Origin of the sequence: Rhodococcus olei, assembly GCF_039540555.1 — a bacterium.
GTDB lineage: Bacteria > Actinomycetota > Actinomycetes > Mycobacteriales > Mycobacteriaceae > Rhodococcus_G > Rhodococcus_G olei.
Genome location: NZ_BAABFB010000030.1, coordinates 86,825 through 113,001, shown reverse-complemented (window position 1 = coordinate 113,001; position 26,177 = coordinate 86,825). Strand labels below are relative to the sequence as shown.

Sequence of the window (26,177 nt, the reverse complement as noted above, 5' to 3'; positions counted from 1 at the left end):
AAGCGCCGATCGGGGACCAAGAGAGAAACGAGGCGAACACCTGCCGTGAGCAGCAGTTCTACGTCACAATTCGGACAGAACCAGTGGCTTGTTGACGAGATGTACCAGCGTTTCCAGGATGACCCCTCATCCGTGGACGCGAGCTGGCACGAGTTCCTCACCGACTACAAGCCGGATGCGCCGGGCGCGAACGGGCAGATCCCCGTGACCGTTCCCGCAGCCACCACGACCACCTCCACCAAGAACGGCGCCGCCACCAACGGCATCGCCGTCGCGACTCCCCCGCCCACCGCAGCTGCGCCGGCTCCGGCCGCCCCGGCCCCGGCCCCGCCCGCGCCGACCCCGGCACCCGCCCCGCCGAGCGCCCCGGCCGCCGCTGCTCCCGCCCCGACGAAGCCCGTCGCCCCGGCCGCCAAGCCTGCTGCTCCGGCGGCGGCCACCCCGACCGGCGAGGCCGAGTCCAAGGTGCTTCGCGGTGCCGCCGCCGCGGTGGCTCGCAACATGTCCGCCTCCCTCGAGATCCCGACCGCCACCAGCGTTCGCGCCATCCCTGCGAAGCTGATGTTCGACAACCGGATCGTCATCAACAACCACCTCGCCCGCACCCGCGGCGGCAAGGTGTCCTTCACCCACCTGCTCGGCTACGCGATCGTGCAGGCGGTCAACGCCTTCCCGAACATGAACCGGCACTTCGCCGAGATCGACGGCAAGCCGAACGTCGTCACCCCGGGCGGCACCAACCTTGGCCTGGCGATCGACCTGCCCGGCAAGGACGGCAACCGGTCGCTGGTCGTCGCCGCGATCAAGGGCACGGAGTCGATGAACTTCGTGCAGTTCTACTCGGCGTACGAGGACATCGTCCGCCGCGCCCGCGACGGCAAGCTCACCGCCGAGGACATGTCCGGCGTGACGATCTCCCTGACCAACCCGGGCGGCATCGGCACCGTGCACTCGGTGCCGCGTCTGATGCAGGGCCAGGGCGCGATCATCGGCGCCGGCGCGATGGAGTACCCGGCCGAGTTCCAGGGGTCGAGCGCCGAGAAGATCGCCGAGATGGGCGTCGGCAAGCTGATGACCCTGACGTCGACCTACGACCACCGGATCATCCAGGGCGCCGAGTCCGGCGACTTCCTGCGGACGATCCACAACCTGCTGATCAGCGACGAGTTCTACGACGAGATCTTCCACTCGCTGCACATCCCGTACGAGCCGGTCCGCTGGCGTCAGGACGTGCCGGAGGGCGCGGTCGACAAGAGCACCCGCGTGCTCGAGCTGATCGCCGCGTACCGGCACCGCGGCCACCTGATGGCCGACACCGACCCGCTGCAGTTCGTCAAGGACAAGTTCCGCAGCCACCCCGACCTCGACGTCACCACCCACGACCTGACCCTGTGGGACCTCGACCGCGAGTTCAACGTCGGCGGCTTCAACGGCAAGGACCGGGCGAAGCTGCGCGACGTGCTCTCGATCCTGCGCGACGCGTACTGCCGTCACGTCGGCGTCGAGTACACCCACATGCTCGACCCCGAGCAGATGAAGTGGCTGCAGGAGCGGGTCGAGGCGAAGCACGTCAAGCCGACCGTCGCGCAGCAGAAGTACATCCTGAGCAAGCTCAACGCCGCCGAGGCGTTCGAGACGTTCCTGCAGACGAAGTACGTCGGCCAGAAGCGGTTCTCGCTCGAGGGCGCCGAGTCCGTCATCCCGATGATGGACGCCGTCATCGACCAGTCCGCCGACCACGGCCTCGACGAGGTCGTCATCGGCATGCCGCACCGCGGTCGCCTGAACGTGCTCGCGAACATCGTCGGCAAGCCCTACTCGAAGATCTTCACCGAGTTCGAGGGCAACATGAACCCGGCCGCCGCGCACGGCTCCGGCGACGTGAAGTACCACCTCGGCGCCGAGGGTCAGTACATCCAGATGTTCGGCGACAACGACATCAAGGTCTCGCTCACCGCGAACCCGTCGCACCTCGAGGCCGTCGACCCGGTGCTCGAGGGTCTGGTCCGCGCCAAGCAGGACATCCTCGACAAGGGCCAGGAGGGCTTCACCGTCCTGCCGCTGATGCTGCACGGCGACGCCGCGTTCGCCGGTCAGGGTGTCGTCGCGGAGACCCTGAACCTGGCGCTGCTGCGCGGCTACCGCACCGGCGGCACCGTGCACATCGTGGTCAACAACCAGGTCGGCTTCACCACCGCGCCGGAGCACTCGCGCTCGTCCGAGTACTGCACGGACGTCGCGAAGATGATCGGCGCGCCGGTGTTCCACGTGAACGGCGACGACCCGGAGGCGTGCACCTGGGTGGCGCGTCTGGCCGTGGACTTCCGCGAGAAGTTCAACAAGGACGTCGTCATCGACATGATCTGCTACCGCCGCCGCGGCCACAACGAGGGCGACGACCCGTCGATGACGCAGCCGGCGATGTACGACCTGATCGACACCAAGCGCAGCGTCCGCAAGAGCTACACCGAGGCCCTGATCGGCCGCGGCGACATCTCGCTCAAGGAAGCCGAAGACGCCCTGCGTGACTACCAGGGTCAGCTGGAGCGGGTGTTCAACGAGGTCCGCGAGCTGGAGAAGTTCAAGCCGGAACCGTCGGAGTCGGTCGAGCTGGACCAGACCCCGCCGGCGCGCCTGCAGACCTCGGTCGACGCGGCGACGCTCGCCCGCATCGGTGACGCGTTCCTGAACGTGCCGGAGGGCTTCACGGTCCACCCGCGCGTCAAGCCGGTCATCGAGAAGCGGCACGAGATGTCCCGCGAGGGCAAGATCGACTGGGCGTTCGCGGAGCTGCTCGCGTTCGGCTCGCTGGTCGAGCAGGGCGCCCTGGTGCGCCTGGCCGGTCAGGACTCGCGCCGCGGCACGTTCACCCAGCGCCACTCGGTGCTGATCGACCGCAAGAACGGCGACGAGTACAACCCGATCGCGCAGATCGCGGCGAACGCGGACAACGGCGGCAAGTACATGGTCTACGACTCGGCACTGACCGAGTTCGCGGGCCTGGGCTTCGAGTACGGCTACTCGGTCGGCAACCCCGACGCGCTCGTGCTGTGGGAGGCGCAGTTCGGCGACTTCGTCAACGGCGCGCAGACCATCATCGACGAGTTCATCTCCTCCGGTGAGGCGAAGTGGGGTCAGCTCTCCGACGTCGTGCTGCTGCTGCCGCACGGCCACGAGGGCCAGGGCCCGGACCACACCTCGGGCCGCATCGAGCGGTTCCTGCAGCTGTGCGCCGAGGGCTCGATGACCGTCGCGGTGCCGTCCACCCCGGCGTCGTACTTCCACCTGCTGCGTCGCCACCACCTCGACGGCATCCGCCGCCCGCTGGTGGTGTTCACCCCGAAGTCGATGCTGCGCAACAAGGCCGCGGTGTCCGAGCTCGAGGACTTCACCACCGGCAAGTTCCGCTCGGTGTTCGAGGAGCCGACGTACGAGACCGGGGGCGGCGACCGCTCCAAGGTCACCCGCGTGCTGCTGGTCAGCGGCAAGCTGTACTGGGAACTGTTGGCGCGCAAGCAGAAGGACAGCCGCGACGACATCGCGATCGTGCGGATCGAGCAGCTGTACCCGCTGCCGAGCCGGCGTCTGCGCGAGACCCTGGACCGCTACCCGAACGCCACCGAGTTCCGCTGGGTCCAGGAGGAGCCGGCGAACCAGGGCGCGTGGCCGCTGTTCGGTCTCGCCCTGCCGGAGAAGCTGCCGGAGAAGCTGGCCGGCATCAAGCGGATCTCGCGTCGTGCCATGTCGGCCCCGTCGTCGGGTTCGAGCAAGGTGCACGCCGTCGAGCAGCAGGAGATCATCGACGAGGCGTTCCGCTGAGCGCGTGACCGCCTGACGACACCGACCCACGGCGAGCCGTGCAGTTACCGCTGGGCCGGGTCGAGTTCACCCCACGGGATGGATTCGACCCGGCTTCCTGGTATCTGGAGGTTCCCGCGATCGCCGAACTGTGCGGTCGCGGCGTGGAGTTCACGAACCCGGTGACGGTGATCGTCGGCGAGAACGGGGTCGGCAAGTCGACGCTCGTCGAGGCCGTCGCCGGGGCGTGGCAGTCGGGGTTCACCGGTGCGCAGGACCGGATGTGGTCGGCGGGCGGCAGCGCCGAGGACACCGACCTGCCGTGGCACCTGACCTGTGTCGGCGCCCGGCCGCGCCCGCACGGCGGGTGCTTCCTCCGCGCCGAGACCATGCACGCGGTGTTCGCGCGGGCGGACGCGGACCGGGTGCGCAGCGCCGATCAGGGCTTCGACGAACTCTCCCACGGCCAGTCGTTCCTGCACTACGTCGCCGAACGCCCGGTCGGGGTGGGGTTGTGGATTCTCGACGAACCGGAGGCGGCACTGTCGTTCCGGTCCTGCCTGGCCCTGCTCGGGGTGATCGGCGACCTGGTCGCCGAGGGGTCCCAGGTGATCGTGGCGACGCACTCCCCCGTCCTCGCCGCCTGCCCCGGGCCGACATCTGGGAACTCACCGAGGACGGCATCGAGCACCCGGCCTGGGAGGACCTGGACCGGGTCCGCGACTGGCGCGCCTTCCTGGACGCCCCGGACCGTTACCTGCGCCATCTCTGAACTCGGTGCGGTTCCGCACCCCGGCCGGTTCTCCTAGTCTGAGAAGCGGGTCTACCCGTCGACTAAGGAGGCTGAAGATGAATCAGCCAACCACCGACCCGACCTTCTATCGGACGGCAGCGGACGCGGCCGCCGCCCCACCGGAACGACTGGCCTACGTGGCCGCGTTCGACCGCGCGGCGGACAAACCCGACGCGATGAGCGTGATCGACGTGGATCCCGGCTCGGACACATTCGGCCGGGTGGTGGGCTGGACCGAGGTTCCCGGGCGCGGCAACGAACTGCACCACTTCGGCTGGAACGCGTGCAGCAGCGCGCTGAAGCACGAGGGTCACGACATGGCAGGGCTGGCCCGCCGGTACCTGATCGTGCCGGGCCTGCGTTCGTCCGCCCTGTACGTGCTCGACACCGAGCCCGACCCCCGCCGGCCGACCGTGGTCAGGGTCGTGGACGCCGAAGAGCTCGCCGCCAGGGCCGGCTACTCCCGACCGCACACGTTGCACTGCGGGCCGGACGGCGTGTTCCTGACCTGCATCGGCGGCGCCGACGGAGCGGACGGACCGGGCGGGATCGCGCTGCTCGACCACGACACGTTCGACGTGCTCCGGCAGTGGGAAACCGACCGGGGGCCGCAGTACTTCGCGTACGACGCCTGGTGGCATCTGGGCCGGAACACACTGATCAGCAGCGAGTGGGGCACGCCGTCGATGATCGAGGACGGGTTGGTGCCCGACCTGCTGCTGGAGAACCGCTACGGCCACGCCATCCACTTCTGGGACCTCGCCACGGGCGAGCACCGGCAGCGGGTGGACCTCGGCGCGCAGCACCAGATGCCGCTCGAACTGCGCCCGTCGCACGACCCGGAGGCCACCTGGGGATTCGTCGGCGTGGTCGTCTCGACCGAGGACCTGTCGGCTTCGGTGTGGCGCTGGCACCGCGACGACGACACCTGGGCGGTGGACCGGGTGATCACCATTCCGGCCGAGCCGGCGGATCCGGACCTGCTGCCGCCGGCGCTGAAGCCGTTCGGTGCCGTGCCGCCGCTGGTCACCGACATCGACCTGTCGGTCGACGACGAGTTCCTCTACGTCTCGTGCTGGGGAACCGGCGAGCTCAAGCAGTTCGACGTGCGCGATCCCGCCGCCCCGCGGGAGACCGGGTCCGTCCGGCTCGGCGGGATCGTCGGCCGCACCCCGCATCCGGCGGCACCGGGCCGACCGCTGACCGGCGGCCCGCAGATGGTCGAGATCAGCCGGGACGGCCGCCGGGTGTACCTCACCAACTCCCTGTACGGGGCGTGGGACGACCAGTTCTACCCGGACGGGGTAGGCGCCTGGATGGCGTTGCTGCACACAGATCCTCGCGGCGGGATGACCGTCGACGAGCGCTTCTTCCCGCACGACGGGGACTTCCGGGGCCTCCGGGCGCACCAGGTCCGGCTCCAGGGTGGCGACGCCTCGTCCGATTCGTACTGTTACCGCTAGCCGGCCTGTTACCGCCGGCCGACCGGTGTCACTGCAGTAGCGCGGCCGCCGCGGACGCGCCGAGGGTGACGGCGGGCAGCGCCGCGACGTGCAGGTCGATCAGCTCCTCGCGGGTGATCCGGGCGTCGCGGAGCCAGCTGATCGTGGCCTCCTCGACGAACGCGATCCAGCCGCGGACCGCGAGGGCGGCCCGGGCGTCGGGAGTGATGCCGACGCGCGGCAGGTACGCGATGATCCGGTCGGCCATCGCCGCGCGGGTCCGTTCGAACTCCTCGCGCATCTCCTCGTCCCCGCTGGCGCTGCCGCGCAGCAACGAGACGTAGGTGTTGCGGTTGTCCGAGACGTAGTCGACGTACGCGGCGACCGCGGTCCGCAGCATCTCGATCGGTTCGAGCGCCGGGTCGGGTTCGGTGTGCACGAGCATGTCGGCGCCTGCGTGCCGGACGATTGCCAGGTGGAAGTCGTGTTTCGACGCGAAGTAGTGGAACAGCAGGCCACGGGAGACACCGGCCTGATCGGCGATCTCCTCGACCGAGATCTGTTCGAGGGGACGCTCGGCGAGCATGCGGGCGCCGAGCTCGAGCAGCTGGGCACGCCGGTCCTCCGGGCTCATTCGGGTGCGCTTGACCACCTCCATGACTCACCATCTTACTGAACGGTGATCAACAGACTGTTGACTGCGGCTCAATAGGCCCATATCCTTCGGTACATGAGTCTCCCAGTTACAGGTACCGCCGCGAAGGCGGGGACTGCTCCGCGCGAGATCGACACTCTGATCATCGGCAGCGGCTTCGCAGGTCTCGGTGCCGCCATCAAGCTGTCCCAGGCGGGCAAGAAGAACTTCGTCGTGCTCGAACGGGGATCGGACGTCGGCGGCACGTGGCGCGACAACACCTACCCCGGTGCCGCCTGCGACGTCCCGTCGCACCTGTACTCGTACTCGTTCGCACTGAACCCCGACTGGACGCGGTCCTTCTCGCGGCAGCCGGAGATCCAGCGGTACATCGAGTCGGTCTCCCGCAAGTACAACGTCCTCGACAAGCACGTCTTCAACTGCGACGTGCAGTCCGCGCGCTGGGACGCCGACCGGGCCCGCTGGATGGTCGAGACCTCGCAGGGCTCGTTCGTCGCCAAGTTCGTCGTCTCCGCGATCGGCGCGCTGTGCGAGCCGTCCCTGCCGGACATCAAGGGCATCGAGGGGTTCGAAGGCGAGATCTTCCACTCCGCGCAGTGGAACCACGACTACGACCTGACCGGCAAGCGTGTGGCGGTGATCGGCACCGGCGCGTCCGCGATCCAGATCGTCCCTCAGCTCGCCGCCAAGGCCGAGCAGCTCGACGTGTACCAGCGCACCGCACCGTGGATCCTGCCCCGCGCCGACCGCGAGTACACCGCCGCCGAGCGGTTCGCGTTCAAGCACCTTCCCGGCTTCCAGAAGCTGTCCCGGCTCGGGATCTACCTGATGCGTGAGACGCAGGTCGTCGGGCTGGCCAAGGCGCCGGTCTTCATGAAGCCGCTTCAGCTGACCGCACAGATTCACCTGCGCCGCCAGATCAAGGACCCGGTGCTGCGCAGGAAGGTCACCCCGAACTTCCAGATCGGCTGCAAGCGGATGCTGATCTCGAACAACTACTACCCGGCACTCGCGCAGTCCAACGTCGACCTGGTCACCGACGGCGTCGCCGAGGTCACCGCGACCGGGATCGTCGACCGGACCGGCCGGACCCGCGAGGTCGACGCGATCGTGGTCGCCACCGGCTTCCACGTCACCGACTCCCCGACCTTCGCCGGCATCTTCGGCAAGGACGGCCGCAGCGCCGCAGAGGTTTTCGAGAGGAGCGGTCAGCAGGGCTACAAGGGGTCCGCGATCGCGAACTTCCCCAACATGTTCTTCCTCGTCGGCCCGAACACCGGCCTCGGCCACACGTCGATGGTGTACATGATCGAATCGCAGCTCAACTACGTCGTCGACGCGCTCGACGTCGTCGAGCGCAACGACATCGGCACCATCGAGGTCCGCAAGGACGTGCAGGACGCCTACAACCGCGACCTGCAGGAGAAGCTGTCGCACAGCGTCTGGAACAACGGCGGTTGCGCCAGCTGGTACCTCGACAAGCACGGCAACAACACCACGCTGTGGCCCGGCTTCACGTTCGAGTTCCGGGGCATCACGCGCACATTCGACCTCGAGGCCTACGACAGCGTGAACGTCGCAGACCTGCCGGCGGCCACCATCGGCACCCCGGCGACCTCCCCCGACAGCGACGACGAGAAGGTGACGGTTCAGTGAGCGAGTTCGCAGGCAAGGTCGTCGTCATCACCGGCGCCGGTTCCGGCATCGGTCGCGCACTCGCGCTGAACCTGGCTCGCCGGGGCGCGAAACTGGCACTGTCCGACCAGGACTCGGTCGGACTCGCCGAGACCGCCCGGCAGGCGAAGGCCCTGGGCGCCGAGGTCAGGTCCGATCACCTCGACGTCACCCAGCGCGAGGCGGTGCTCGAGTACGCCGACGCGGTCGTCGCCTACTTCGGTGGGGTCAACCAGGTCTACAACAACGCCGGCATCGCCTACCACGGCGAGTTCGTCAAGTCCGATTTCAAGGACATCGAACGCATCATGGACGTCGACTTCTGGGGAGTCGTCAACGGCACCAAGGCCTTCCTGCCGCACCTGATCGCATCCGGCGACGGTCACGTGGTCAACGTGTCCAGCCTGTTCGGTCTGCTGTCGATGCCCGGGCAGTCCGCCTACAACTCGGCGAAGTTCGCGGTCCGCGGATTCACCGAGTCGCTGCGCCAGGAGATGCTCATCGCGAAGCACCCGGTCAAGGTGACGTGCGTGCACCCGGGCGGCATCAAGACCGCCATCGCACGCAACGCCACCGCCGGCCCCGGCGAGGACCTGGCCACGTTCGCCGAGTTCTTCGACCGGAAGCTGGCCCGTACGACTCCGGAGGACGCGGCCGCGACGATCGTGAACGGGGTCCGCAGGGGCAAGGCGCGGGTGTTGATCGGCGCGGACGCCAAGCTCCTCGACGCCTGGGTGCGGCTGGTCGGTTCGAGCTACCAGCGGATCGTCGCGGAGGTCGCCGGGCGCGTGCTGCCGAAGTCGAAGACGGCGTAGTCCGATGCCGTACCTGCCACGGCCGCTGGTGGCCGCCAATCTGGGCCTGTTCTACCGCCTGGCACTGCACCGGTCGCTCCCGGCGCCGGTGGCCCGCAGAATCCTCGACGCCGGGGCCGTGGTCCAGCGGCTGCCGCGGGACACCGTCGTGCGGCGGACCACTCTGGCGGGCCGCCCGGCCGAGCGGGTCACCGTCGGCGCCACCGAACGGCGCACGGCGGTGCTGTACCTGCACGGCGGCGGGTACACGCTCGGCTCCCCGACCACCCACCGGTCCGTCGCCGCGCACCTGGCCCGCGAGACCGGTGCCGCGGTGTACGTGCTCGACTACCGGCTGGCTCCGGAGCATCCCTACCCGGCGGCGTTCGAGGACGCGGTCGCCGCGTTCCTGCAGATCGTCACGGAGCACGGGTTCACGCCGGACCGGGTTGCGGTCGCGGGCGATTCGGCGGGCGGAGGCCTGGCACTGGCGACCGCCCGCCGGCTGATCGACCGGCACGGCGTACGTCCGGCCGCGCTCGGGCTGATCGCGCCGTGGGTGGACCCGGGGGCCCGCGACGCCCCGTTCCCGCGGGACCTGGTCGTGAACACCGGGTGGTCGTACCGTGCCGCCGCCGCGTACCTCGGTGGCGGCGACCGCACCGATCCCGGCTTCGCTCCCCTGCTCGGCGACCTGTCGGGGCTGCCGCCGACGATCGTGCACGTCGGTACCGGCGAGGTGCTCCACCCGCAGGTCGTCGAGCTGGTCGGCCGGCTCCGCGGCGCCGGCGTCACGGTCACGTTCACCGAGTACCCGACCCTGTGGCACGTCGCGCACCTGCAGGCCTCGCTCGTCCGCGACGCCGACGACGCGGTGCGCGAACTCGGCGGCTTCCTGCGCGACGCCCTGGCACGCACCCGGCGGGTGGCGTAGCCGCTACTGACGCGCGGCGAGCCAGTCCGCGGCCGCCTGCTCGGGGGTGCGCTCGCCGCGGTCGACGGAGTCCGTCATCGCGGCGAGCTCCGCCGACGTCAATTCCCCCGCGACGACGCTCAGCGCCTTGATCTGCGGCTCGGTCAGCACACCCGTCCGCATCACGGGCACCACGTCGAGCGCCGGGCGGGTGCCGCCCTCCTCACCCGCGTCGCCGGCGTTCGGCGCCTGCGCGCTGCCCGGGTCCGACACCGAGAGTCCTTGCGGGAGAGATCTGTTCAGTTCCTCGTAGACCTCGTCCGAGGTGATCGCGGACGCACCCGGCTGCAGCCGGAGCAGCAGCTCTCCGGTGTACTCGGGGACCAGTGTCACGGTGCCGGCGTCGAGCGCGGTCAGGTCCTCTCCCCCGGCCAGTCCGGGCTCGGTCCGCACCGGGGATCCGGCGCCGCGCAGCACCCCGGCGTAGATCTCGGCGAGCACCCGGCTGTCCGGCGACGCTCCCGCGCCGACGGTGACCGCGGCCGGCGCCGGATCCGCGGTCAGTGTGCTGCTCGGCGCGCACCCGGCGACGGCCGCCGCCGCCGTCGCGGCCGCCGCCACGACCCTGGCCACCCGGAGATTCATCGCGCGCCACGCTCCTCTGCTCACCGTGCGATCACGGCATCCATCGTTACACTGAGCGCCGGCGTCGGCACGAGCGGCCGGGCGCTGACGGAAGGATCCGACGGAAGGACACCATGACGATCTCGTTCCGCTCCCGCCTCGCGCTCGGGGCCGCGCTCGTCCTCACCACGGTCACCGCGTGCGGGAACTCCGACCCCCTCGCCACCGGCGGTGGCAGCACCGACCCGAACGCGGTGATCGTCGGCTCGGCGAACTTCCCCGAGTCCGAGACGGTCGCGAACGTCTACGCCGAGGCGCTGCGGGCCAACGGTTTCGCCGTGAGCACAAAGCTCGGGATCGGGAGCCGCGAGACGTACGTTCCGGCGCTCCGCGACGGATCGATCGACGTGATCCCGGACTACACGGGCAATCTGCTGCAGTTCCTCGACAAGAACGCGACCGCGACCAGCGCCCCCGACGTGAACGCGGCGCTCACCGCGGCCGTCGGACCGGACCTGGCGATCACCACCCCGGCTCCGGGCGAGGACAAGGACGCCGTCGTCGTCACCCGCGGAACCGCGGACCGCTGGCAGCTCACCGGGATCGGGGACCTCGCGCCGCACTCACCGGAGGTCACGTTCGCCGCCCCCGCCGAGTTCCAGGAACGCCCGGCCGGGCTGCCCGGACTGCGCGAGAACTACGGCCTCGACATCGCGCCCGGCAACTTCGTGCCGATCGCCGACGGCGGCGGCCCGGCGACGGTGCGCGCGCTGGCCGACGGAAAGGTCACGGCCGCAAACATCTTCACCACCTCGCCGGCGATCGGCGCGAACGACTTCGTGGTCCTCGCGGACCCGAAGAACAACTTCCCGGCCCAGAACGTGGTGCCCCTGCTGCGGGCACAGAAGAAGTCGGACAAGCTCTCCGCGGTCCTCGACGCCGTGTCCGCGAAGCTGACCACCGACCAGCTGATCGCCCTGAACGACGCGGTGTCCGGCGACGCCAAGACCGAACCCGCCGACGCCGCGGCACGGTGGGTGCAGGCGCAGGGACTCGACCGGCCGGTGTCGTAGGCCGCCGTGATCACGTTCGAGTCGGTCACCAAGCGCTACCCCGGCGGAACGGTCGCGGTCGACGACCTCGACCTCACCGTCGAGGCCCACAGCCTGACCGTGTTCGTCGGCCCGTCCGGGTGCGGCAAGACCACCTCGATGCGGATGATCAACGCGATGGTGGCGCCCACGTCCGGCACCGTCACCGTGAACGGCCGGGCGGTCGCGGACACCGACGCCGTCGAGCTGCGGCGCGGGATCGGCTACGTCATCCAGGGAGCCGGCCTGCTGCCGCACCGCACCGTCGTCGACAACGTCGCGACCGTGCCGGTCCTGCGCGGCGAGTCGCGCCGCACCGCCCGCCGCGCGGCCCTCGAGGTGCTCGAGCGGGTCGGCCTCGACCTCGCGCTGGCCGGGCGCTACCCCGCGCAGCTGTCCGGTGGCCAGCAGCAGCGGGTCGGCGTCGCCCGTGCGCTCGCGGCGGACCCGCCGATTCTGCTGATGGACGAACCGTTCAGCGCGGTCGACCCGGTGGTGCGGGCGGACCTGCAGGCCGAGATGCGCCGTCTGCAGGCGGACCTGCGCAAGACGATCGTGTTCGTCACCCACGACATCGACGAGGCCGTCACGCTCGGTGACCGGGTGGCGGTGTTCGGTCCACACGGCCGGCTGCAACAGCACGCGGACCCGCGCACCGTGCTCGCCTCCCCCGCAACCGATTTCGTGGCCGCGTTCGTCGGTCGCGATCGCGGGTACCGCGGCCTGTCGTTCCGCACCGCGGACGAGGTTCCGCTGTCCGAGATCCGGACTGTGACGCGGGCGCAGGTGCCGGGCCTGCACGTCGGCTCGGGCGAGTGGGTGCTCGTCGTCGGCGACACCGGCGCACCGGTCGGCTGGATCGGCGCGGACGGCATGCACCCCGGAGGTTCCGTGTTCCCCGTCGGCGGCGACCTCCGCCAGGCGCTGGACTCCGCGATCTCCTCGCCGTCGGGAACAGGTGTGGCCGTGGACGATTCCGGCCGGGTGGTCGGCGGCATCGACGCGACGCAGGTGATCGCCGCGCTGGCCGAGCAGCGTCGCACCGAGATGCGCGGCGGGACCGACGGCGGGCGACCGCTCTGATGCGCTGGCTCGTCGACAATTTCGCGTATGTCCGCGATCTGGCCGCGACGCATCTGTACCTCGCGCTGGTTCCGCTGCTCGTCGGCCTGATCGTCGCGGTCCCGCTCGGCGCCGTGATCCGCCGGGTTCCGTGGCTGCGGCGCACCACGCTGACCGTGGCGTCGCTGGCGTTCACGATCCCGTCGCTGGCCCTGTTCGTGACGCTGCCGCCGCTGCTCGGCCTGTCGATCCTCGACCCGCTCAACGTGGTGATCGCGCTGAGCATCTACTCGACCGCACTGCTGGTGCGTGCGGTGCCGGAGGCCCTGGACTCGGTGCCTGCCGCGGTGGTCGACGCGGCCACCGCGGTCGGCTACGCCCCGGCGCGCCGGGCGTTGACCGTCGAACTGCCGCTCGCCCTTCCGGTGTTGATCGCGAACGTCCGGGTCGTGGCGGTCACGAACATCTCGCTGGTGTCCGTCGGATCGCTGATCGGCGTCGGCGGGCTCGGCGTCCTGTTCACCCGCGGCTACCAGCGTGACTACCCGGACCAGATCCTGGCCGGCATCATCGCGATCGTCGCGTTGGCGCTGTTGTGCGACGCGCTGCTGTACCTGGCGGGACGAGTGCTGACGCCGTGGACACGGACGGGCCGGGCGCGCGACGAGCCGGCCGCGGCGCTGCGGGCGGGTGAGGGGCCGGCGTGAACATCTTCGGTTCGGCCTTCGCCTACATCGGTGACCCCGCGAACTGGTCGGGGCCGACCGGCATCACCGCCCGGATCGTCGAGCACCTCGGGTACAGCCTCCTCGCGCTCGTCCTGTCGGCCGTGGTCGCGGTCCCGCTCGGACTGGCGATCGGCCACGCCCGCCGCGGCGAGGTGCTGCTGGTGGGTCTGGTCAACGCGCTCCGGTCGCTGCCGACGTTGGGCGTGCTGACCTTCCTGGTGCTGCTGCTCGGGCTGGGCCTGATCCCGCCGATGCTGGCCCTGGTGCTCCTCGGTGTGCCGTCCGTCCTCGCCGGCACCTATGCGGGGGTCGCGTCCGTCGACCCGGTCGTCGTCGACGCCGCCCGGTCGATGGGCATGACCGAGACCCAGGTTCTCACCCGCGTCGAGATCCCGAACGCGCTGCCGCTGATCCTCGGCGGAATCCGCGGCGGCGCACTGCAGATCATCGCCACCGCCACCATCGCCGCCTACGTGAACCTCGGCGGGCTGGGCCGGTACATCTTCGACGGCCTGGCACTCGGCGACTACCCGCGCGTCGTGGTCGGCGCGATCCTCGTCGCGGTCCTGGCGCTGGCCGTCGACGGCCTGTTCGCGCTGGCGGTGTGGGCGTCGGTGCCCGGCACCGGCCGCCTGCGCCGCCCGGTCGTGGTCACCGCGCCGTGAGGAACTCCCGGACGCGCATGCCCACCTCCGGTGGCCGTTCGAGCCGGAGGAAGTGGCCCGCGCCGGCCATCACGTGAACCGCGCTGCCCGGCGGCAGCACGGGCCGAGAGCGACGGGCCACGCGGGCGATCCACCCGACAGCATGCAGCGGGGCCCCGCCGCTGCGTGCGACGGGGCCCCGCTGACGAGCATGGTTACCGGGTCAGGCGACGCCCTCGGCCTTGGCGGCCTTCGCGACGGCCTCGGCGACCGCCGGGGCCACCCGCGGATCGAGCGGGCTCGGAACGATCTTGTCGGCAGCGAGCTCGTCGGCGACGACGGACAGGATCGCGTCGGCGGCGGCCAGCTTCATGCCCTCGGTGATGCGCCGGGCACCGGCGTCCAGCGCACCCTTGAACACACCCGGGAACGCGAGCACGTTGTTGATCTGGTTCGGGAAGTCGCTGCGTCCCGTGGCCACGATCGCGGCGTGCTTGCGCGCGATGTCGGGGTGGATCTCCGGATCCGGGTTCGACATCGCGAAGATGATCGCGTTGTCCGCCATCGTCGCGATGATCTCCTCCGGCACCGTGCCTGCCGAGACACCGAGGAACACGTCCGCACCGTCGAGCGCCTCGACGAGGCCACCGGTGCGGCCGGCCGGGTTGGTGCGCGACGCCAGGTCCACCTTGATCTCGTTCAGGTCACCACGCTCGCTCGACACGATGCCCTTCGAGTCCAGCACGGTGATGTCGGAGATGCCCGCGGCGAGCAGGATGTTCGCGCACGCGACACCGGCGGCGCCGGCACCGGAGATGACGACGCGCAGCGTCGTGATGTCCCGGTTCTGGACCTTGACCGCACCCTTGAGCGCGGCCAGCGCCACGATCGCGGTGCCGTGCTGGTCGTCGTGCATGACCGGGCAGTCGAGGGCCTCGATGACCCGCTTCTCGATCTCGAAGCACCGCGGCGCCGAGATGTCCTCGAGGTTCACGGCGCCGAAGCTCGGGCGCAGCCGGATCAGCGTCTCGACGATCTCGTCGGGATCCTTGGTGTCGAGAACGAGCGGGATCGAGTTCAGGCCGGCGAAGTTCTTGAACAGCGCGGACTTGCCCTCCATCACCGGCAGCGACGCACGGGCGCCGATGTCGCCGAGACCGAGCACCGCGGAGCCGTCGCTGACGACGACGACGAGGCGGCTGGTCCAGGTGTAGCGGTCGGCGAGGGTCTCGTCGGCGTGGATCGCGCGGCTCACCTGCGCGACACCGGGGGTGTACGCGATGGACAGCGCACGCTGGGAATCGAGGGGGGCCGTCGTCTCGACCGAGAGCTTGCCTCCGATGTGGCCGGAGAAGATCTCCTCGTCGGTCAGCTCAACCTTGGGCGGGGTGGTTGGTTCAGACACGAGAGACACGATGACACTCCTACTCATGCCGCCACCACTCGGGGGCGGGTTACTGGTAAGTAGCAGCGGCGAAGGATGTTTTTCGACGCAGCCGCAGGTTTTCGTACGAGACTTCTTGCGCGCTCCGAGGGTGCACGATGGAACCCGATCGGTCTACGGGAAGGGCACTCGGCCCGGAGGCTCGTGGGCACCGGACGGGGTGAGTCCGGGCGCTGGAATCTGCCGCTGGTTGAATCCGACTTCGCTCCGCGGTCGGGCTGTGGCACCGGCTGTGGAGTGCAGCAAGTGTGCCACCGTTGCCTCACTCCGGGCAAATCTCACCGGTGAGCAGGGTCGCGGGTGAGCTACCCCCACCACTGGGTCCAGAGCAGCAGCACTGTGATCAAGAACACGGCCACCGACCCCGCCACCGCGAGCGGACCGCGACGGTGATCGGCGAAACGCTGCGCGACGACCACCGCGACGGCCGCGAGAACGTGCGCCGTCACCGACATCCCACCGGGGCCGGGGAACCCGCGTCGCGACCCCAGGTAGGCGGTCACGACCACGACCACCGCGAGCAACACCACCCCGGCGGTGACCGCCCCGCTGAGCGCCTGCAGCACCCGCCCGGCACCGGTCCGCCGCGGCGGTCGCGGCGGCTGCCGGCGCGGCTCCCGCGGCGGAGGATCGCCCTGCGCGTACCGCTCGCCGTCGTACTCGTCGACCCAGGCGTCACTCATCCGGCCACCACCTCGACGCCGGACGCGGACGCGACGAGGCGCTCGAACTGCTCGGGCGCGGTGACGAACTCGCCCAGCACCACCGACTTGTTCCGGCCGTGGTAGTCCGAGGACCCGGTCACGACCAGGTCCAGGTCCGCGGCGATGCCGCGCAGCAGCGCCTCGTCCGCCGCGCCGTGGTCGTGGTGGGCGACCTCCACGCCCGACAACCCGTCGGCGACGAGCTCGCCGATCTGGTTCATGTCCATCAGTCGGCCCCGGGCCGATGCGCGCGGGTGGGCGATCACGCTGACCCCGCCGGCCTGCGCGACCATCCGGACCGCGTCGGGCAGCGGAGTGTCCTCCTTGTGCACGTAGTAGCGCCCCCGGATGCTCAGCAGGTCCTCGAACGCCTCGTTCACCGATCCGACGACGCCGGCCTCGACCAGGGCCCGCGCGAGGTGCGGACGCCCGGCCGCCGGTCCGGCCGCCGCCAGGACCGCCTCCGGGTCCACCGGCAGCCCGTCGGCCGCCATCTTCTCGGCCATGCCCCGCAGCCGCGACGTCCGTTCGGCGCGCAGCCGTTCCCGTTCCCGCGCGAATCCCTCGTGCGCCGGGTCGAACAGGTACGCGAGCAGGTGCACCGCGACGGGACGCCCGTCCTCGCCGCGACCCTCGCACGACATCTCCATCCCCCGCACCAGGCTCAATCCCGCGGGCAGCGCGTCGACGGCCTCCGCCCAGCCGGCCGTGGTGTCGTGGTCGGTCAGCGCGACGACCCCGAGACCCGCCTCCCCCGCGGCGCGCACCACCGTGGCGGGACTGTCGGTTCCGTCCGAGGCGGTCGAGTGGGTGTGGAGGTCGATGCGCACCCCGCCATTCTTCCAGGCGGCGGCGCGCCACGTCGGGCCGCCGCCGGGGCGCGCCCGGCATAGGATCGAAGCGGAACGTTCCGAGCGACCTGGAGGTGACCGCGGTGCCGTCCCTGCCGCCGAGGTCGTCGCTGCGGCCGTCCCGCACACCGGCCGACACGTCCGCGCACGCGATTCGGGTCCCCGCGGCGCGTGCCGTCGTCGACTGCGCGGTCTACGTCGACGGCCACCGGCAGCCTGGCCGGTACACGCACTCGGCCGCGCTCGCCGAGGTGCGCGAACGCGGCGAGGGCTTCGTGTGGCTCGGACTGCACGCCCCGGACGAACGCCAGATGAGCTCCATTGCAGAGGTTTTCGGACTCCACGCGCTGATGGTCGAGGACGCGGTGCACGCGCACCAGCGTCCGAAGCTCGAAATCTACGACGACGTGCTGTTCCTCGTCCTACGGACCGTGAACTACGTCGAGCACGAGTCGATCTCGACCGCCCGCGAGATCGTGGAGACCGGCGAGATCATGATCTTCGTCGGGCGGGACTTCGTCGTCACCGTGCGCCACGGCGACCACTCCGGACTCTCCGGTGTCCGCGCCGAAATGGACGCGCACCCGGCGCGTCTGGCGCTCGGCCCGACGACGGTGCTGCACGCGATCGCCGACCACGTCGTCGACAACTACCTGGCCGTGACCGAGTCGGTCGAACACGACGTGGACCTGCTCGAGGAGGACGTGTTCAGCCCCAGCAGCCACGTCGCGATCGAGCAGATCTACCTGCTCAAGCGCGAGATCGTCGAGTTGCGCAAGTCGGTCGCGCCGCTCGGCGCGCCACTGCAGCGTCTCGGGCAGGATTCGAATCTCGGTGTGCCGAAGGAGGTTCGGCGTTACCTGCGCGACGTCCAGGACCACCACACGATCGTCGCCGACCGGGTCTCGGAGTTCGACGAGGTGCTCAGCACGCTGGTCGAGGCGGCCCTGGCGAAGGTCGCGGTCCAGCAGAACACCGACATGCGCAAGATCTCGGCGTGGGTCGCGATCGCGGCGGTCCCGACGATGGTGGCCGGGGTCTACGGCATGAACTTCGAGCACATGCCGGAGTTGCAGTGGAGTTTCGGCTATCCCGCGGTGATCATCGTCATCGCGGTGGTGTGCGCCGGACTGTTCGTGACGTTCCGGCGCAACAACTGGCTGTAGCGCCGCTCGGCCTCAGAGCGAGACGGGCCCGCGGCGGGGGTCACGCACGTCGATGCCGGCCTCGGTCCAGGCCTCCCGGAGTGCCGCGGCGCCCCGCAACCGGACCCAGGCCGCCTCGGTCCCGGTGATCGGCACCGCGGCGAGGAACTTCACCGGCTCCGCCGGCTCCGGAAGCAGGAGGTCGTCGATGCCGCTGTCCCCCATCAGGATTGCGGTGAACGGTGCACCCACCCACAGCGGCTCCCCCAGGTCGAGCAGGCCGTCGGCGGCGAGGACCACGCCCTCGACCGCGGGTGCGGCGGCGAGGACGGCGAGCGACTTGTGCACCCCCGAGGCCACGCCGAGCCCGCCGCGCACCGTGAGCACCAGCTCGGCGCGGGGTCCGCGGACCGGGTCGGCGACCAGATCGCTGGGGTCGCCCATCGGCCGCCGCGAGCACCCGAGCGTGACGTACCGGACCAGGCCGTCGCGGCCGGCCTCGAAGCGCAGCACCTCGAGCGGCTCCAACCCCAGGAACGTCACCGACGCGGCGGACGGCTGCGGTCCACCGATGTGCTCGACCAGGTGGGCACGAACGGAGGGCAGGACGTCGGCGATCACCACTCCATCTAACACCCGGCGGCCGAACGGCCCGATCAGCGGATCGGTGTGACGGTGAGCGTCACGTCACCGGAGCCGGCCGGGGTCCGCACGGTCAGCAGCCGGGTCTGCTGGTTCCAGTCGACGATGTCGGCGCCCGCGACGTCGACGCCGCCCGGGAAGCCGCGCCGCGGCAGGTGGATCTCCGTCGGCGCACCGACCGCCGGGTCGGGCCGGTAGGTCAACTCCAGCCGGTCGACCTGGGCGGTCCACGTCACCGGGGTGCCGGCCACGGCCCGGGGATACGGCGTGTCGAGCGCGGCCACCAGGTTCCGGGGGGTGCCGTCCTCCTCGTACGGGCCCCACGGTCCGGGGTCGCGGGACCAGTAGCTGACCCCCGCACCCATCTCGGCGGCCGTCGCGTACATGCGGTCCACGAAGTCGAGTGCCCCGGGCAGGGTGGTGTCGAGCCCGAACTCGCCGAGGACGATCGGCACACCCCCCAGCGCGTCGGCGGTGCGCTGCGCGTTGGCCCGCCACGAGTCGACGGTCGCGTCGACGAGGGTGCGCGAGGTGCCCTCGTATCCGCCGCCGAGGTCCATCGGCAGCGGATAGATGTGCGGGCAGTAGGCGATCCGGGGATCACCCTCGCGGGCGTCGTCGATCTTGCCGAGCCCGCTCGGGGTGCCCCAGTTGGTGCCCATCGCCTGCGGGGCCACGCACACCCAGGTGTCCTGGTCGACGGTGCGGATCGCGTCCGCGGTCCGCTGGTACGTCGAGGTGAGCGGACCGGCCTCGAAGACCGGGCCCTGCAGGGTGCCGCCGTAGGGCTCGTTCATCAGGTCGTAGGCGATGACGGCGGGGTCGTCCGCGAACCGCTCCGCCACCGCCCGCCACGCGCCCGCGTAGTGCTCGACGAGCTCGGGATGCTCGCCGGTGGTGTTCCAGAAGTTGTCGAAGGCACGGATGACGCCGGCGTCCAGGTAGTACTGCTCCCACATCTCGTGCTCGCCGACCGGCATCCCGTCCATGTACGTGGCCCAGGCCGGGGCGCCGTTGCCGGTCCTGCCGTCCGGGGTGATCGCGCCGGACCACAGGTCCTGGTGCATGTCGAGCATCACGTGATAGCCGCGCTCGGCGTACCAGCCGACCCGCTCGGCGACCCGGTCCAGATACTCCCGGCTGTAGACCCCGGGCTCCGGCTCCACCGACCGCCACGAGATCAGGAACCGAACGAAGTTCGTGCCCATGTCGGCGTGTTCGCGGTCGAGCTGGTCCTCGGTGAACTCCGGCATGCCGTCCGGGGTGCTCTTCGCGCTCGACGCGGTGTTGAAGCCGCGCAGGATCAGGGCGCGGCCCTGCTCGTCCCGCAGGTAGACGCCGGACGGTTCGGGGTCGCTGCGCAACGCGGCCGCGACCCCACCGGCGAGCACGAGGGTGGCCGCCACCACCAGGGACACGATTCGGATGCGCCGCACGCCTGCCTCGACTTTCAACCCCGAATTGGACATTTGTCCACTAATGTTGCGACATGCCCGACACCAGCGCGCCGGAATCGCCCAACCGGCGGGCCGACCCGGTCCCGTCCCGCCCGCTGCCCGCGGCGGCGACCGCCCTCGCCGTCACGGTGCTGGCGGGCGTCTGGCCGCTGACCGGGACGGTGATGACGTACGTCCCCGCACTGCTGGTGCCCAGCGCGATCGGACTGCCGTTCGCGGTGCCGGCACTGCGGCCGTGGCCGCTCGGCCGGACCACCACCGGGCACTGGCTCGTGGACCTGCTCGCCGCGCTGGTGCTGATCGCGGTCGTCGCGGTCCGGCTGACCCGACCGGTGGCCGGGCCGTGGCGCGCGTTCGCCGCCGGGGTCGGTGCGACCGTCGTCGGAATGGTCGCCGCCAACCTGATTCGCTCGGTGTACCTGAGTTTCGTCGAGCACGCCGGGCTCGGCACCTACCTGTTCGCGCTGCTCGGCGGCGCCGCCCTCGCGGTGATCTGGGGGACCGCGGCGGGCATCCTCGTCGGCGCGGTGCACGCGGCCGCGACCGCACGGCCTGCTCGCCGGAGCGCCGAGCACCCCGTGGTCACCGTGACCGCCGAGAGCGTCACCGCACCGCAGGGATCCTGACGTCGTGCGACTCGGCGTCGGGGTGCGTGAAGCGCAGCAACCGCATCGCCTCCTTCTCGACGACGGGAAGGTCTCGTCGTGAAATCCTCTGCAGCAGAGTGATCTCCACCGCTGCGGCGCCCCGTTTCGCGCTCGTCGCGACGTGACCTGCGACCCTGCCGTCGACCAGCAGCGCCGGTTTGACGATGCCGTTCACCGTGAACAGCGCCGCGCGGGCGGCGTCGTCGAGCACGCGGCCGCGATTCGCGTGGGCGAGCAGCAGGCTGTCGAACGGTGCGAGGATCCGCGCCGGTGCCGGCGTGTCCGGGTCCGGGCGGGGCGCGTCGGGCAGGTCGAACAGTTCCGTGCCGCAGGCATCCACGAAGCAGCGCAGCCGGGGGCGCAGCCGGTCGAACACCTCGCCGAGCCGGGTCAACCCGGACCACGCCTGCGCGTCGGCCACCGATGCCGGTCCGTACGCCCGCAGGTAGCGCGTCACGAGCCGCTCGGGGTCCGGCGCGGACAGCGACTCCCCCGTCCACCGTTCGAGCGTCGTGCACACCGGCCCGCCGGACCGTCCCCACAGGCCGCGCGGCGGCATCTGCACCAGCGGCAACACGTCCCGCACCGCGTGTGCGAGCGCCTCGGGATCGTGGTCCGGCCACCGCCGTGCGAGGTGCGGCCGCAACGCGGCCAGCGTCATCGGCGTCTCGTCGAGGATCGCCCGAGCGTGGTCGGCGAGCGCGACGACGTCGAACCCGGCCAGGGCGCGTTTGTGCCGGGCGTTGGTGCGCAGGTCGGCATCCATGATCGGCTGCAGCCAGGGCCGCAGCTCGAGCGCGTCCGCCGCGGTCACCGCGTGCACCGTGCGCCGCATCACCGCGATCCGCACGACCGCGCCGTCGGCGATCAGCCGGGACAGGTCGCCGGGTCGAAATCCCTCCGAGCGGGCCCACAGCGCGAAGTACGGGGCGGTCGGTGACTGCGCCTGCAGGCCGAACAGGTGCCGGGTCATCGCCGCCGCGGAGTCGGTCGTCCGGGCGAGCAGGTGCTGACGCGCCAGGGTCGCCCGCCCGAGCGCGCGATCGTCGAGTGTCGTCCGCATGCATCCCCCACTGTCGCTCCGGAACGGGCCGAACTCACAGTAGTTCTCGAGGTGGCATCGTCTGCACAGGCCGTGCCGTGCGACTGCGGCGGCGCCGTCCGTCCGGCCCGGGACCGGCCGTGATCAGCCGATCCCGGTGCCGTAGCACGGGATTCGGCGCACGTCGGCCCGGTCCTGTCACCCTGCTGTGAAGGCCGCTCGGGACCTGTCGCCTGCCGCCACCGGCTCCTACCGTCGAAGACGAGCCCGGAACCACCGGTCCGGGCCCGAATTGCACTGACGACGAAGGGAAACCCCATGTCTGCACGTACACGGTCGGGACGGCGCACGCTTCGCCGGGTTGCGGTGACCGGAGCCCTGATCGGACTGCCCCTGATGGCCGTCACCGGGACCGCGATGGCCGACCCGGTCCACCACGACACACCGAGCCGGAACTGGGGGCAGGACCGGCAGCACGACCAGGACCGGAACCACGATCAGGACTGGCAGCAGTGGTGGAATCGGATCGTTCCGGGACCGCAGCAGCCCCCGCAGCTGCCGCAGCAGCAGGCTCCGATCTTCGGGAGCTGACCGAGGGGACGCGCCGCCGCCCGTCCGGACGCCCCACGGATCGGGCGGCGGCCTCGTCCTGCGGCTAGAGCGCCAGCTTGGCCAGCATGTCGCGGGCCCGCTCGGCCGTCTTCGGTTCGCACAGCACGTCGTAACGGCCCGCGACGAGCTGCATCGTCGAGGCGAAGTCCCGGGTGCCGCGGGTGGCCGCGTACGGAATCGTGGTCGAGATCACACCGAAGACGATGCCCCCGAGAATGCCGGCGATCAGCGGGCCGAGCAGGTTGTCGGTGAACAGGCCGAGCAGCAGGCCCAGGAACACACCGAGCCACGCTCCCGAAACAATGCCGCCACCAATGACTTTCGCCCAGGTGAGCCGACCCAGCACCCGCTCGACCTGCATCAGGTCGACGCCGACGATCGTGACGTCCTCGACGGGGAACTGCTGGTCGGACAGGTAGTCGACTGCGCGCTGCGCCTCCGCGTAGGTCGGGTAGGAACCGATCGGCCACCCGCTGGGCGGGGTCGGAAGCCCGCCCCGTCCGGGCCGGTTCGGCGCTCCGAGTGGATTGGTCATCGTCCGCGCTCCCTGAATTCGTCGTCCGGTCTGGGCGTTCACCCCGACGGGCCCGCCCGGTGTCCAGTTTACGGAGATTCGGGATCGAATCGCGTCGTGCGCCTCATGCCCGCCGCCCGCCCCTTGGCGGCGACGACCTGAGCCATCTTCGCGCTCGCCTCGTCGATCATCTCGTCGCCGAGCATCGCCGCGCCGCGGCCGCCACCGGCCGCGGAGGTGTGGAACTCGTAGGCGTCGAGGATCATCTCCGCCTTGTCGTAGTCGGCCTGCCGCGGACTGAACACCTCGTTGGCCGCGTCGATCTGCGTCGGGTGCAGCACCCACTTGCCGTCGAAGCCCAGCGCCGCCGTCCGCCGCGCCGCACGCCGGAACGCCTCGACGTCCCGGATCTGCAGGTACGGCCCGTCGATCGCCTCGAGCCCGTGCGCGCGGGCGGCCATCAGGATCGTCATCAGGATGTGGTGGTACGCGTCGCCGGTGTCGTAGCCGTCGGGCTGCTCCCCGACCACCAGCGTGCGCATGTTGATGCTCGCCATGAAGTCCGCAGGACCGAACACCAGCGTCTGCACACGCGGGCTGGCGGTGGCGATCGCGTCGATGTTGCGCAGACCGATCGCGTTCTCGATCTGGGCCTCGATTCCGATTCGCCCGACTTCGAGCCCGTTGGCCTTCTCCACCTGGGTCAGCAACAGGTCCAGTGCCCGAACGTGACTGGCGTCGACCACCTTCGGCAGCAGGATCGCGTCGAGGTGCGCACCGGCCGCGGACACCACGTCGACGACGTCGCGGTACGTCCACTCGGTGGTCCAGTCGTTGACCCGCACCACCTTGATCTGCGACCCCCACCCGTCGGAGGCGAGCGCGTCGGCGATCTCGGTGCGCGCCTGCGCCTTTGCGATCGGGGCGACCGCGTCCTCGAGGTCGAGGAACACCTCGTCCGCGGGCAGACCCTTCGCCTTCTCGATCATCTTCCGGCTGCTGCCGGGGACTGCGAGAACCGACCGACGCGGACGCGCGAGCACCATCGTGAACCTCCCACCGAGCCGTGACGGCATCCGCGGTCGCACGTGCGGAGGCCGGGACAATTAGCCTTGCCATCATGGCAGCAGTGAGCAAGGTCTTCGCAGCCAGGCTCTCCGGTCTGGTGGTGCTCGGACCGGACGGTGAATCGATCGGACGCGTTCGCGACGTCGTCATCACGATCCGCATCGGCCGACAGCGCCCCCGGGTCCTCGGACTCGTCGTCGAACTGGTCACCCGGCGCCGGATTTTCGTCCCGATGCTCCGCGTCACCGCGATCGAACCGGGCTCGGTCACGTTGACCGGCAGCGTCAGCCTGCGCAAGTTCACCCAGAAGCCCGGCGAAGTGCTCGCGCTCGCCCAGGTCGTCGACACGAAGGTCCGGGTCGACGACCCCGCACTCGAGGATCTCACCGGGATCGACCTGCTCGTCGTCGACCTCGGCATCGAACTGACCCGGACCCGGGACTGGGTGGTCTCCCGGGTCGCGGTCCGCAAGCCGCGCGCCGGGCTGGCCCGCCGGTCGGCCGTGCACGTGGTGGAGTGGCAGCACGTGCAGGGGCTGACGCACTCCCAGCTGGACCTGCCGGGCCAGGGCGTCTCGCAGCTGCTCGCGCAGTTCGAGGGGATGCGGCCGGCGGACGTCGCGGAGGCGATTCGGGACCTGCCGGACAAACGTCGCCACGACGTCGCGCTCGCGCTCGACGACGAGCGGCTCGCGGACGTGATCCAGGAGCTGCCGACCGACGACCAGACCGACCTGCTCACGCACCTCGAGGTGGAGCGGGCCGCGGACGTCCTCGAGGCGATGGACCCGGACGACGCGGCCGACCTGCTCGGCGAGCTGCCCGCGACCGAGGCGGAGTCGCTGCTGCAGCTGATGGACCCGGAGGACTCCGAGCCGGTGCGCCGACTGCTCGAACACTCCCCCGACACCGCGGGCGGCCTGATGACCCCCGAACCGGTGATCCTGACCCCGGCGACGACGGTCGCCGAGGCGCTCGCACGCGCCCGCAACCCCGACCTGACGCCGGCACTGGCCAGCATGCTGTTCGTGGTGCGCCCCCCGATCTCGACCCCGACCGGCCGCTACCTCGGCTGCGTGCACCTGCAACGCCTGCTGCGGGAACCGCCGGCGTCGCTGGTCGGCGACCTCCTCGACACCGACCTGATCCGACTGTCCCCCGAGGACCCGCTCGCGCAGGTGACCCGCTACTTCGCCCGGTACAACCTGGTGTGCGGACCCGTCGTCGACGACGAGGGACACCTGCTCGGCGCCGTCGCCGTCGACGACGTGCTCGACCATCTGCTGCCCGAGGACTGGCGCGAAGAGGAGACGGCCCATGAGTGACAAGCGCCCGGACCGCTCCGCGCAGAGTGCCCGCGCCCGCCTCGAGACGCCCGGCAGCCGCTGGCGCGGGTTCCACATCGACGTGGAGGCGGTCGGTCGCGTCAGCGAGTCGATCGCCCGGTTCCTGGGCACCGGCAAGTACCTGGTGATCCAGACGGTCGTCGTGGTCGTGTGGATCATCCTCAACGTGGCCGCCGTCGGGTTGCAGTGGGACCCGTATCCGTTCATCCTGCTGAACCTGGCGTTCTCGACCCAGGCCGCGTACGCGGCCCCGCTGATCCTGCTGGCCCAGAACCGGCAGGAGAACCGGGACCGGGTCTCGCTCGAGGAGGACCGGGCCCGCGCCGAGCAGACGAAGGCGGACACCGAGTTCCTCGCGCGCGAACTGGCCTCGCTGCGACTGGCGGTCGGCGAGGTCGCCACCCGCGACTACCTGCGCCGCGAGCTCGACGAGATCAAGTCGCTGCTGGCCGAACGGGACATCGAGGACGCCCGGGTGAACCGGTAGT

General features: G+C 70.7%; 25 protein-coding genes and 1 pseudogene. 15 read left to right on the top strand and 11 right to left on the bottom strand.

Features of this window, described 5'->3' with window-relative positions:
* Positions 1-45: 45 nt before the first annotated feature.
* The 3 genes and pseudogenes from ABD951_RS10050 (at position 46) to ABD951_RS10040 (ending at position 6,054) form a co-directional block, all read left to right on the top strand.
* Positions 46-3,819, top strand: a complete 3,774-nt coding sequence (locus ABD951_RS10050; RefSeq protein ID WP_345344236.1) for a multifunctional oxoglutarate decarboxylase/oxoglutarate dehydrogenase thiamine pyrophosphate-binding subunit/dihydrolipoyllysine-residue succinyltransferase subunit — start codon at positions 46-48, stop codon at positions 3,817-3,819.
* Between the two features lie 50 nt (positions 3,820-3,869).
* Positions 3,870-4,570 (top strand): annotated as a pseudogene (locus ABD951_RS10045) (AAA family ATPase).
* Positions 4,571-4,647: 77 nt separating this feature from the next.
* Positions 4,648-6,054, top strand: a complete 1,407-nt coding sequence (locus ABD951_RS10040; protein ID WP_345344234.1) for a selenium-binding protein SBP56-related protein — start codon at positions 4,648-4,650, stop codon at positions 6,052-6,054.
* A 28-nt stretch (positions 6,055-6,082) separates the two neighbouring features.
* On the opposite strand, the gene ABD951_RS10035 is transcribed toward ABD951_RS10040, so the two are convergent.
* On the bottom strand, positions 6,083-6,691 hold the full coding sequence (locus ABD951_RS10035) for a TetR/AcrR family transcriptional regulator (RefSeq protein WP_345344232.1): 609 nt from the start codon (positions 6,689-6,691) through the stop codon (positions 6,083-6,085).
* 72 nt (positions 6,692-6,763) lie between these two features.
* On the opposite strand from ABD951_RS10035, the gene ABD951_RS10030 reads away from it, so the two are divergent.
* Genes ABD951_RS10030 through ABD951_RS10020 form a run of 3 tightly spaced genes read left to right on the top strand, consistent with a single transcriptional unit; the run spans position 6,764 to position 10,090 of the window.
* Positions 6,764-8,344 carry a flavin-containing monooxygenase gene (locus ABD951_RS10030; protein WP_345344230.1) on the top strand — a complete coding sequence of 527 codons (1,581 nt, stop codon included), beginning with the start codon at positions 6,764-6,766 and terminating at the stop codon, positions 8,342-8,344.
* Positions 8,341-9,177 (top strand): SDR family NAD(P)-dependent oxidoreductase, encoded by an 837-nt coding sequence (locus tag ABD951_RS10025; protein WP_345344228.1) that lies wholly within the window; start codon positions 8,341-8,343, stop codon positions 9,175-9,177. The genes ABD951_RS10030 and ABD951_RS10025 overlap by 4 nt, the downstream gene beginning before the upstream one ends.
* Before the next feature lie 4 nt (positions 9,178-9,181).
* Positions 9,182-10,090 (top strand): alpha/beta hydrolase, encoded by a 909-nt coding sequence (locus ABD951_RS10020; RefSeq protein WP_345344226.1) that lies wholly within the window; start codon positions 9,182-9,184, stop codon positions 10,088-10,090.
* Positions 10,091-10,093: 3 nt separating this feature from the next.
* On the opposite strand, the gene ABD951_RS10015 is transcribed toward ABD951_RS10020, so the two are convergent.
* Entirely contained in the window at positions 10,094-10,714 is a 621-nt protein-coding gene (locus ABD951_RS10015) for a glycine betaine ABC transporter substrate-binding protein (RefSeq protein ID WP_345344224.1), read from the bottom strand.
* 113 nt (positions 10,715-10,827) lie between these two features.
* On the opposite strand from ABD951_RS10015, the gene ABD951_RS10010 reads away from it, so the two are divergent.
* From ABD951_RS10010 to ABD951_RS09995, 4 genes are read left to right on the top strand one after another with little or no spacing between them, the layout of a single operon-like run.
* The gene (locus ABD951_RS10010) at positions 10,828-11,766 is read left to right on the top strand and encodes an ABC transporter substrate-binding protein (protein WP_345344222.1); all 939 of its coding nucleotides are present in this window, start codon (positions 10,828-10,830) and stop codon (positions 11,764-11,766) included.
* Between the two features lie 6 nt (positions 11,767-11,772).
* Positions 11,773-12,867: an ABC transporter ATP-binding protein gene (locus tag ABD951_RS10005; protein WP_345344220.1), complete on the top strand. Its 1,095-nt coding sequence runs from the start codon at positions 11,773-11,775 to the stop codon at positions 12,865-12,867.
* The gene (locus tag ABD951_RS10000) at positions 12,867-13,553 is read left to right on the top strand and encodes an ABC transporter permease (protein ID WP_345344217.1); all 687 of its coding nucleotides are present in this window, start codon (positions 12,867-12,869) and stop codon (positions 13,551-13,553) included. Before ABD951_RS10005 ends, ABD951_RS10000 begins: the two co-directional genes overlap by 1 nt.
* Positions 13,550-14,239, top strand: coding sequence for an ABC transporter permease (locus ABD951_RS09995; protein ID WP_345344215.1), 690 nt, complete (start codon positions 13,550-13,552; stop codon positions 14,237-14,239). The genes ABD951_RS10000 and ABD951_RS09995 overlap by 4 nt, the downstream gene beginning before the upstream one ends.
* Here ABD951_RS09995 and ABD951_RS09990 read toward each other — a convergent pair.
* The 4 genes from ABD951_RS09990 to ABD951_RS09975 form a co-directional block, all read right to left on the bottom strand.
* Complete coding sequence (locus ABD951_RS09990; protein ID WP_345344213.1) at positions 14,226-14,360, bottom strand: hypothetical protein; 135 nt, start codon at positions 14,358-14,360, stop codon at positions 14,226-14,228. The genes ABD951_RS09995 and ABD951_RS09990 overlap by 14 nt on opposite strands.
* Before the next feature lie 81 nt (positions 14,361-14,441).
* Positions 14,442-15,632, bottom strand: coding sequence for an NAD(P)-dependent malic enzyme (locus ABD951_RS09985; RefSeq protein ID WP_345344211.1), 1,191 nt, complete (start codon positions 15,630-15,632; stop codon positions 14,442-14,444).
* A 335-nt stretch (positions 15,633-15,967) separates the two neighbouring features.
* A complete protein-coding gene (locus tag ABD951_RS09980; protein WP_345344209.1) occupies positions 15,968-16,345 on the bottom strand; it encodes a hypothetical protein in 378 nt (125 codons plus the stop codon).
* The gene (locus ABD951_RS09975; protein WP_345344207.1) at positions 16,342-17,196 is read right to left on the bottom strand and encodes a PHP domain-containing protein; all 855 of its coding nucleotides are present in this window, start codon (positions 17,194-17,196) and stop codon (positions 16,342-16,344) included. The genes ABD951_RS09980 and ABD951_RS09975 overlap by 4 nt, the downstream gene beginning before the upstream one ends.
* A gap of 104 nt (positions 17,197-17,300) precedes the next feature.
* Here ABD951_RS09975 and ABD951_RS09970 point away from each other — a divergent pair, with 104 nt between their 5' ends.
* Positions 17,301-18,383 (top strand): magnesium and cobalt transport protein CorA, encoded by a 1,083-nt coding sequence (locus ABD951_RS09970; RefSeq protein WP_425569815.1) that lies wholly within the window; start codon positions 17,301-17,303, stop codon positions 18,381-18,383.
* Between the two features lie 12 nt (positions 18,384-18,395).
* Here ABD951_RS09970 and ABD951_RS09965 read toward each other — a convergent pair whose 3' ends face one another.
* On the bottom strand, positions 18,396-18,968 hold the full coding sequence (locus tag ABD951_RS09965) for a suppressor of fused domain protein (protein WP_425569821.1): 573 nt from the start codon (positions 18,966-18,968) through the stop codon (positions 18,396-18,398).
* 50 nt (positions 18,969-19,018) lie between these two features.
* On the bottom strand, positions 19,019-20,458 hold the full coding sequence (locus ABD951_RS09960; RefSeq protein ID WP_345344203.1) for a cellulase family glycosylhydrolase: 1,440 nt from the start codon (positions 20,456-20,458) through the stop codon (positions 19,019-19,021).
* A 35-nt stretch (positions 20,459-20,493) separates the two neighbouring features.
* On the opposite strand from ABD951_RS09960, the gene ABD951_RS09955 reads away from it, so the two are divergent.
* A complete protein-coding gene (locus tag ABD951_RS09955) occupies positions 20,494-21,087 on the top strand; it encodes a hypothetical protein (RefSeq protein WP_345344201.1) in 594 nt (197 codons plus the stop codon).
* On the opposite strand, the gene ABD951_RS09950 is transcribed toward ABD951_RS09955, so the two are convergent.
* Entirely contained in the window at positions 21,065-22,171 is a 1,107-nt protein-coding gene (locus tag ABD951_RS09950; RefSeq protein WP_345344199.1) for a winged helix DNA-binding domain-containing protein, read from the bottom strand. The genes ABD951_RS09955 and ABD951_RS09950 overlap by 23 nt on opposite strands.
* Positions 22,172-22,468: 297 nt before the next feature.
* Here ABD951_RS09950 and ABD951_RS09945 point away from each other — a divergent pair, with 297 nt between their 5' ends.
* Positions 22,469-22,741: a hypothetical protein gene (locus tag ABD951_RS09945; RefSeq protein ID WP_345344197.1), complete on the top strand. Its 273-nt coding sequence runs from the start codon at positions 22,469-22,471 to the stop codon at positions 22,739-22,741.
* Positions 22,742-22,805: 64 nt separating this feature from the next.
* Here ABD951_RS09945 and ABD951_RS09940 read toward each other — a convergent pair whose 3' ends face one another.
* Both ABD951_RS09940 and ABD951_RS09935 read right to left on the bottom strand, forming a co-directional pair.
* Entirely contained in the window at positions 22,806-23,297 is a 492-nt protein-coding gene (locus ABD951_RS09940; protein WP_345344195.1) for a YflT domain-containing protein, read from the bottom strand.
* 68 nt (positions 23,298-23,365) lie between these two features.
* Complete coding sequence (locus ABD951_RS09935; RefSeq protein ID WP_345344193.1) at positions 23,366-24,322, bottom strand: HpcH/HpaI aldolase/citrate lyase family protein; 957 nt, start codon at positions 24,320-24,322, stop codon at positions 23,366-23,368.
* Positions 24,323-24,396: 74 nt separating this feature from the next.
* On the opposite strand from ABD951_RS09935, the gene ABD951_RS09930 reads away from it, so the two are divergent.
* Together ABD951_RS09930 and ABD951_RS09925 are read left to right on the top strand one after the other, a co-directional pair.
* Positions 24,397-25,668: a magnesium transporter MgtE N-terminal domain-containing protein gene (locus ABD951_RS09930; RefSeq protein ID WP_345344190.1), complete on the top strand. Its 1,272-nt coding sequence runs from the start codon at positions 24,397-24,399 to the stop codon at positions 25,666-25,668.
* Complete coding sequence (locus tag ABD951_RS09925) at positions 25,661-26,176, top strand: DUF1003 domain-containing protein (RefSeq protein ID WP_345344186.1); 516 nt, start codon at positions 25,661-25,663, stop codon at positions 26,174-26,176. Before ABD951_RS09930 ends, ABD951_RS09925 begins: the two co-directional genes overlap by 8 nt.
* The last annotated feature ends 1 nt before the right edge of the window (position 26,177 follow it).

Bases quoted from the DNA above. Each gene is read 5' to 3' on its own strand.
- ABD951_RS10035 (WP_345344232.1), bottom strand. From the start codon at position 6,691: ATGGAGGTGGTCAAGCGCACCCGAATGAGCCCGGAGGACCGGCGTGCC.
- ABD951_RS09950 (WP_345344199.1), bottom strand. From the start codon at position 22,171: ATGCGGACGACACTCGACGATCGCGCGCTCGGGCGGGCGACCCTGGCG.
- ABD951_RS09980 (WP_345344209.1), bottom strand. From the start codon at position 16,345: ATGAGTGACGCCTGGGTCGACGAGTACGACGGCGAGCGGTACGCGCAG.
- ABD951_RS10030 (WP_345344230.1), top strand. From the start codon at position 6,764: ATGAGTCTCCCAGTTACAGGTACCGCCGCGAAGGCGGGGACTGCTCCG.
- ABD951_RS09955 (WP_345344201.1), top strand. From the start codon at position 20,494: ATGCCCGACACCAGCGCGCCGGAATCGCCCAACCGGCGGGCCGACCCG.
- ABD951_RS09945 (WP_345344197.1), top strand. From the start codon at position 22,469: ATGTCTGCACGTACACGGTCGGGACGGCGCACGCTTCGCCGGGTTGCG.
- ABD951_RS09925 (WP_345344186.1), top strand. From the start codon at position 25,661: ATGAGTGACAAGCGCCCGGACCGCTCCGCGCAGAGTGCCCGCGCCCGC.
- ABD951_RS09935 (WP_345344193.1), bottom strand. From the start codon at position 24,322: ATGGTGCTCGCGCGTCCGCGTCGGTCGGTTCTCGCAGTCCCCGGCAGC.
- ABD951_RS10010 (WP_345344222.1), top strand. From the start codon at position 10,828: ATGACGATCTCGTTCCGCTCCCGCCTCGCGCTCGGGGCCGCGCTCGTC.
- ABD951_RS09930 (WP_345344190.1), top strand. From the start codon at position 24,397: ATGGCAGCAGTGAGCAAGGTCTTCGCAGCCAGGCTCTCCGGTCTGGTG.
- ABD951_RS09940 (WP_345344195.1), bottom strand. From the start codon at position 23,297: ATGACCAATCCACTCGGAGCGCCGAACCGGCCCGGACGGGGCGGGCTT.
- ABD951_RS10000 (WP_345344217.1), top strand. From the start codon at position 12,867: ATGCGCTGGCTCGTCGACAATTTCGCGTATGTCCGCGATCTGGCCGCG.
- ABD951_RS10015 (WP_345344224.1), bottom strand. From the start codon at position 10,714: ATGAATCTCCGGGTGGCCAGGGTCGTGGCGGCGGCCGCGACGGCGGCG.
- ABD951_RS10040 (WP_345344234.1), top strand. From the start codon at position 4,648: ATGAATCAGCCAACCACCGACCCGACCTTCTATCGGACGGCAGCGGAC.
- ABD951_RS10020 (WP_345344226.1), top strand. From the start codon at position 9,182: ATGCCGTACCTGCCACGGCCGCTGGTGGCCGCCAATCTGGGCCTGTTC.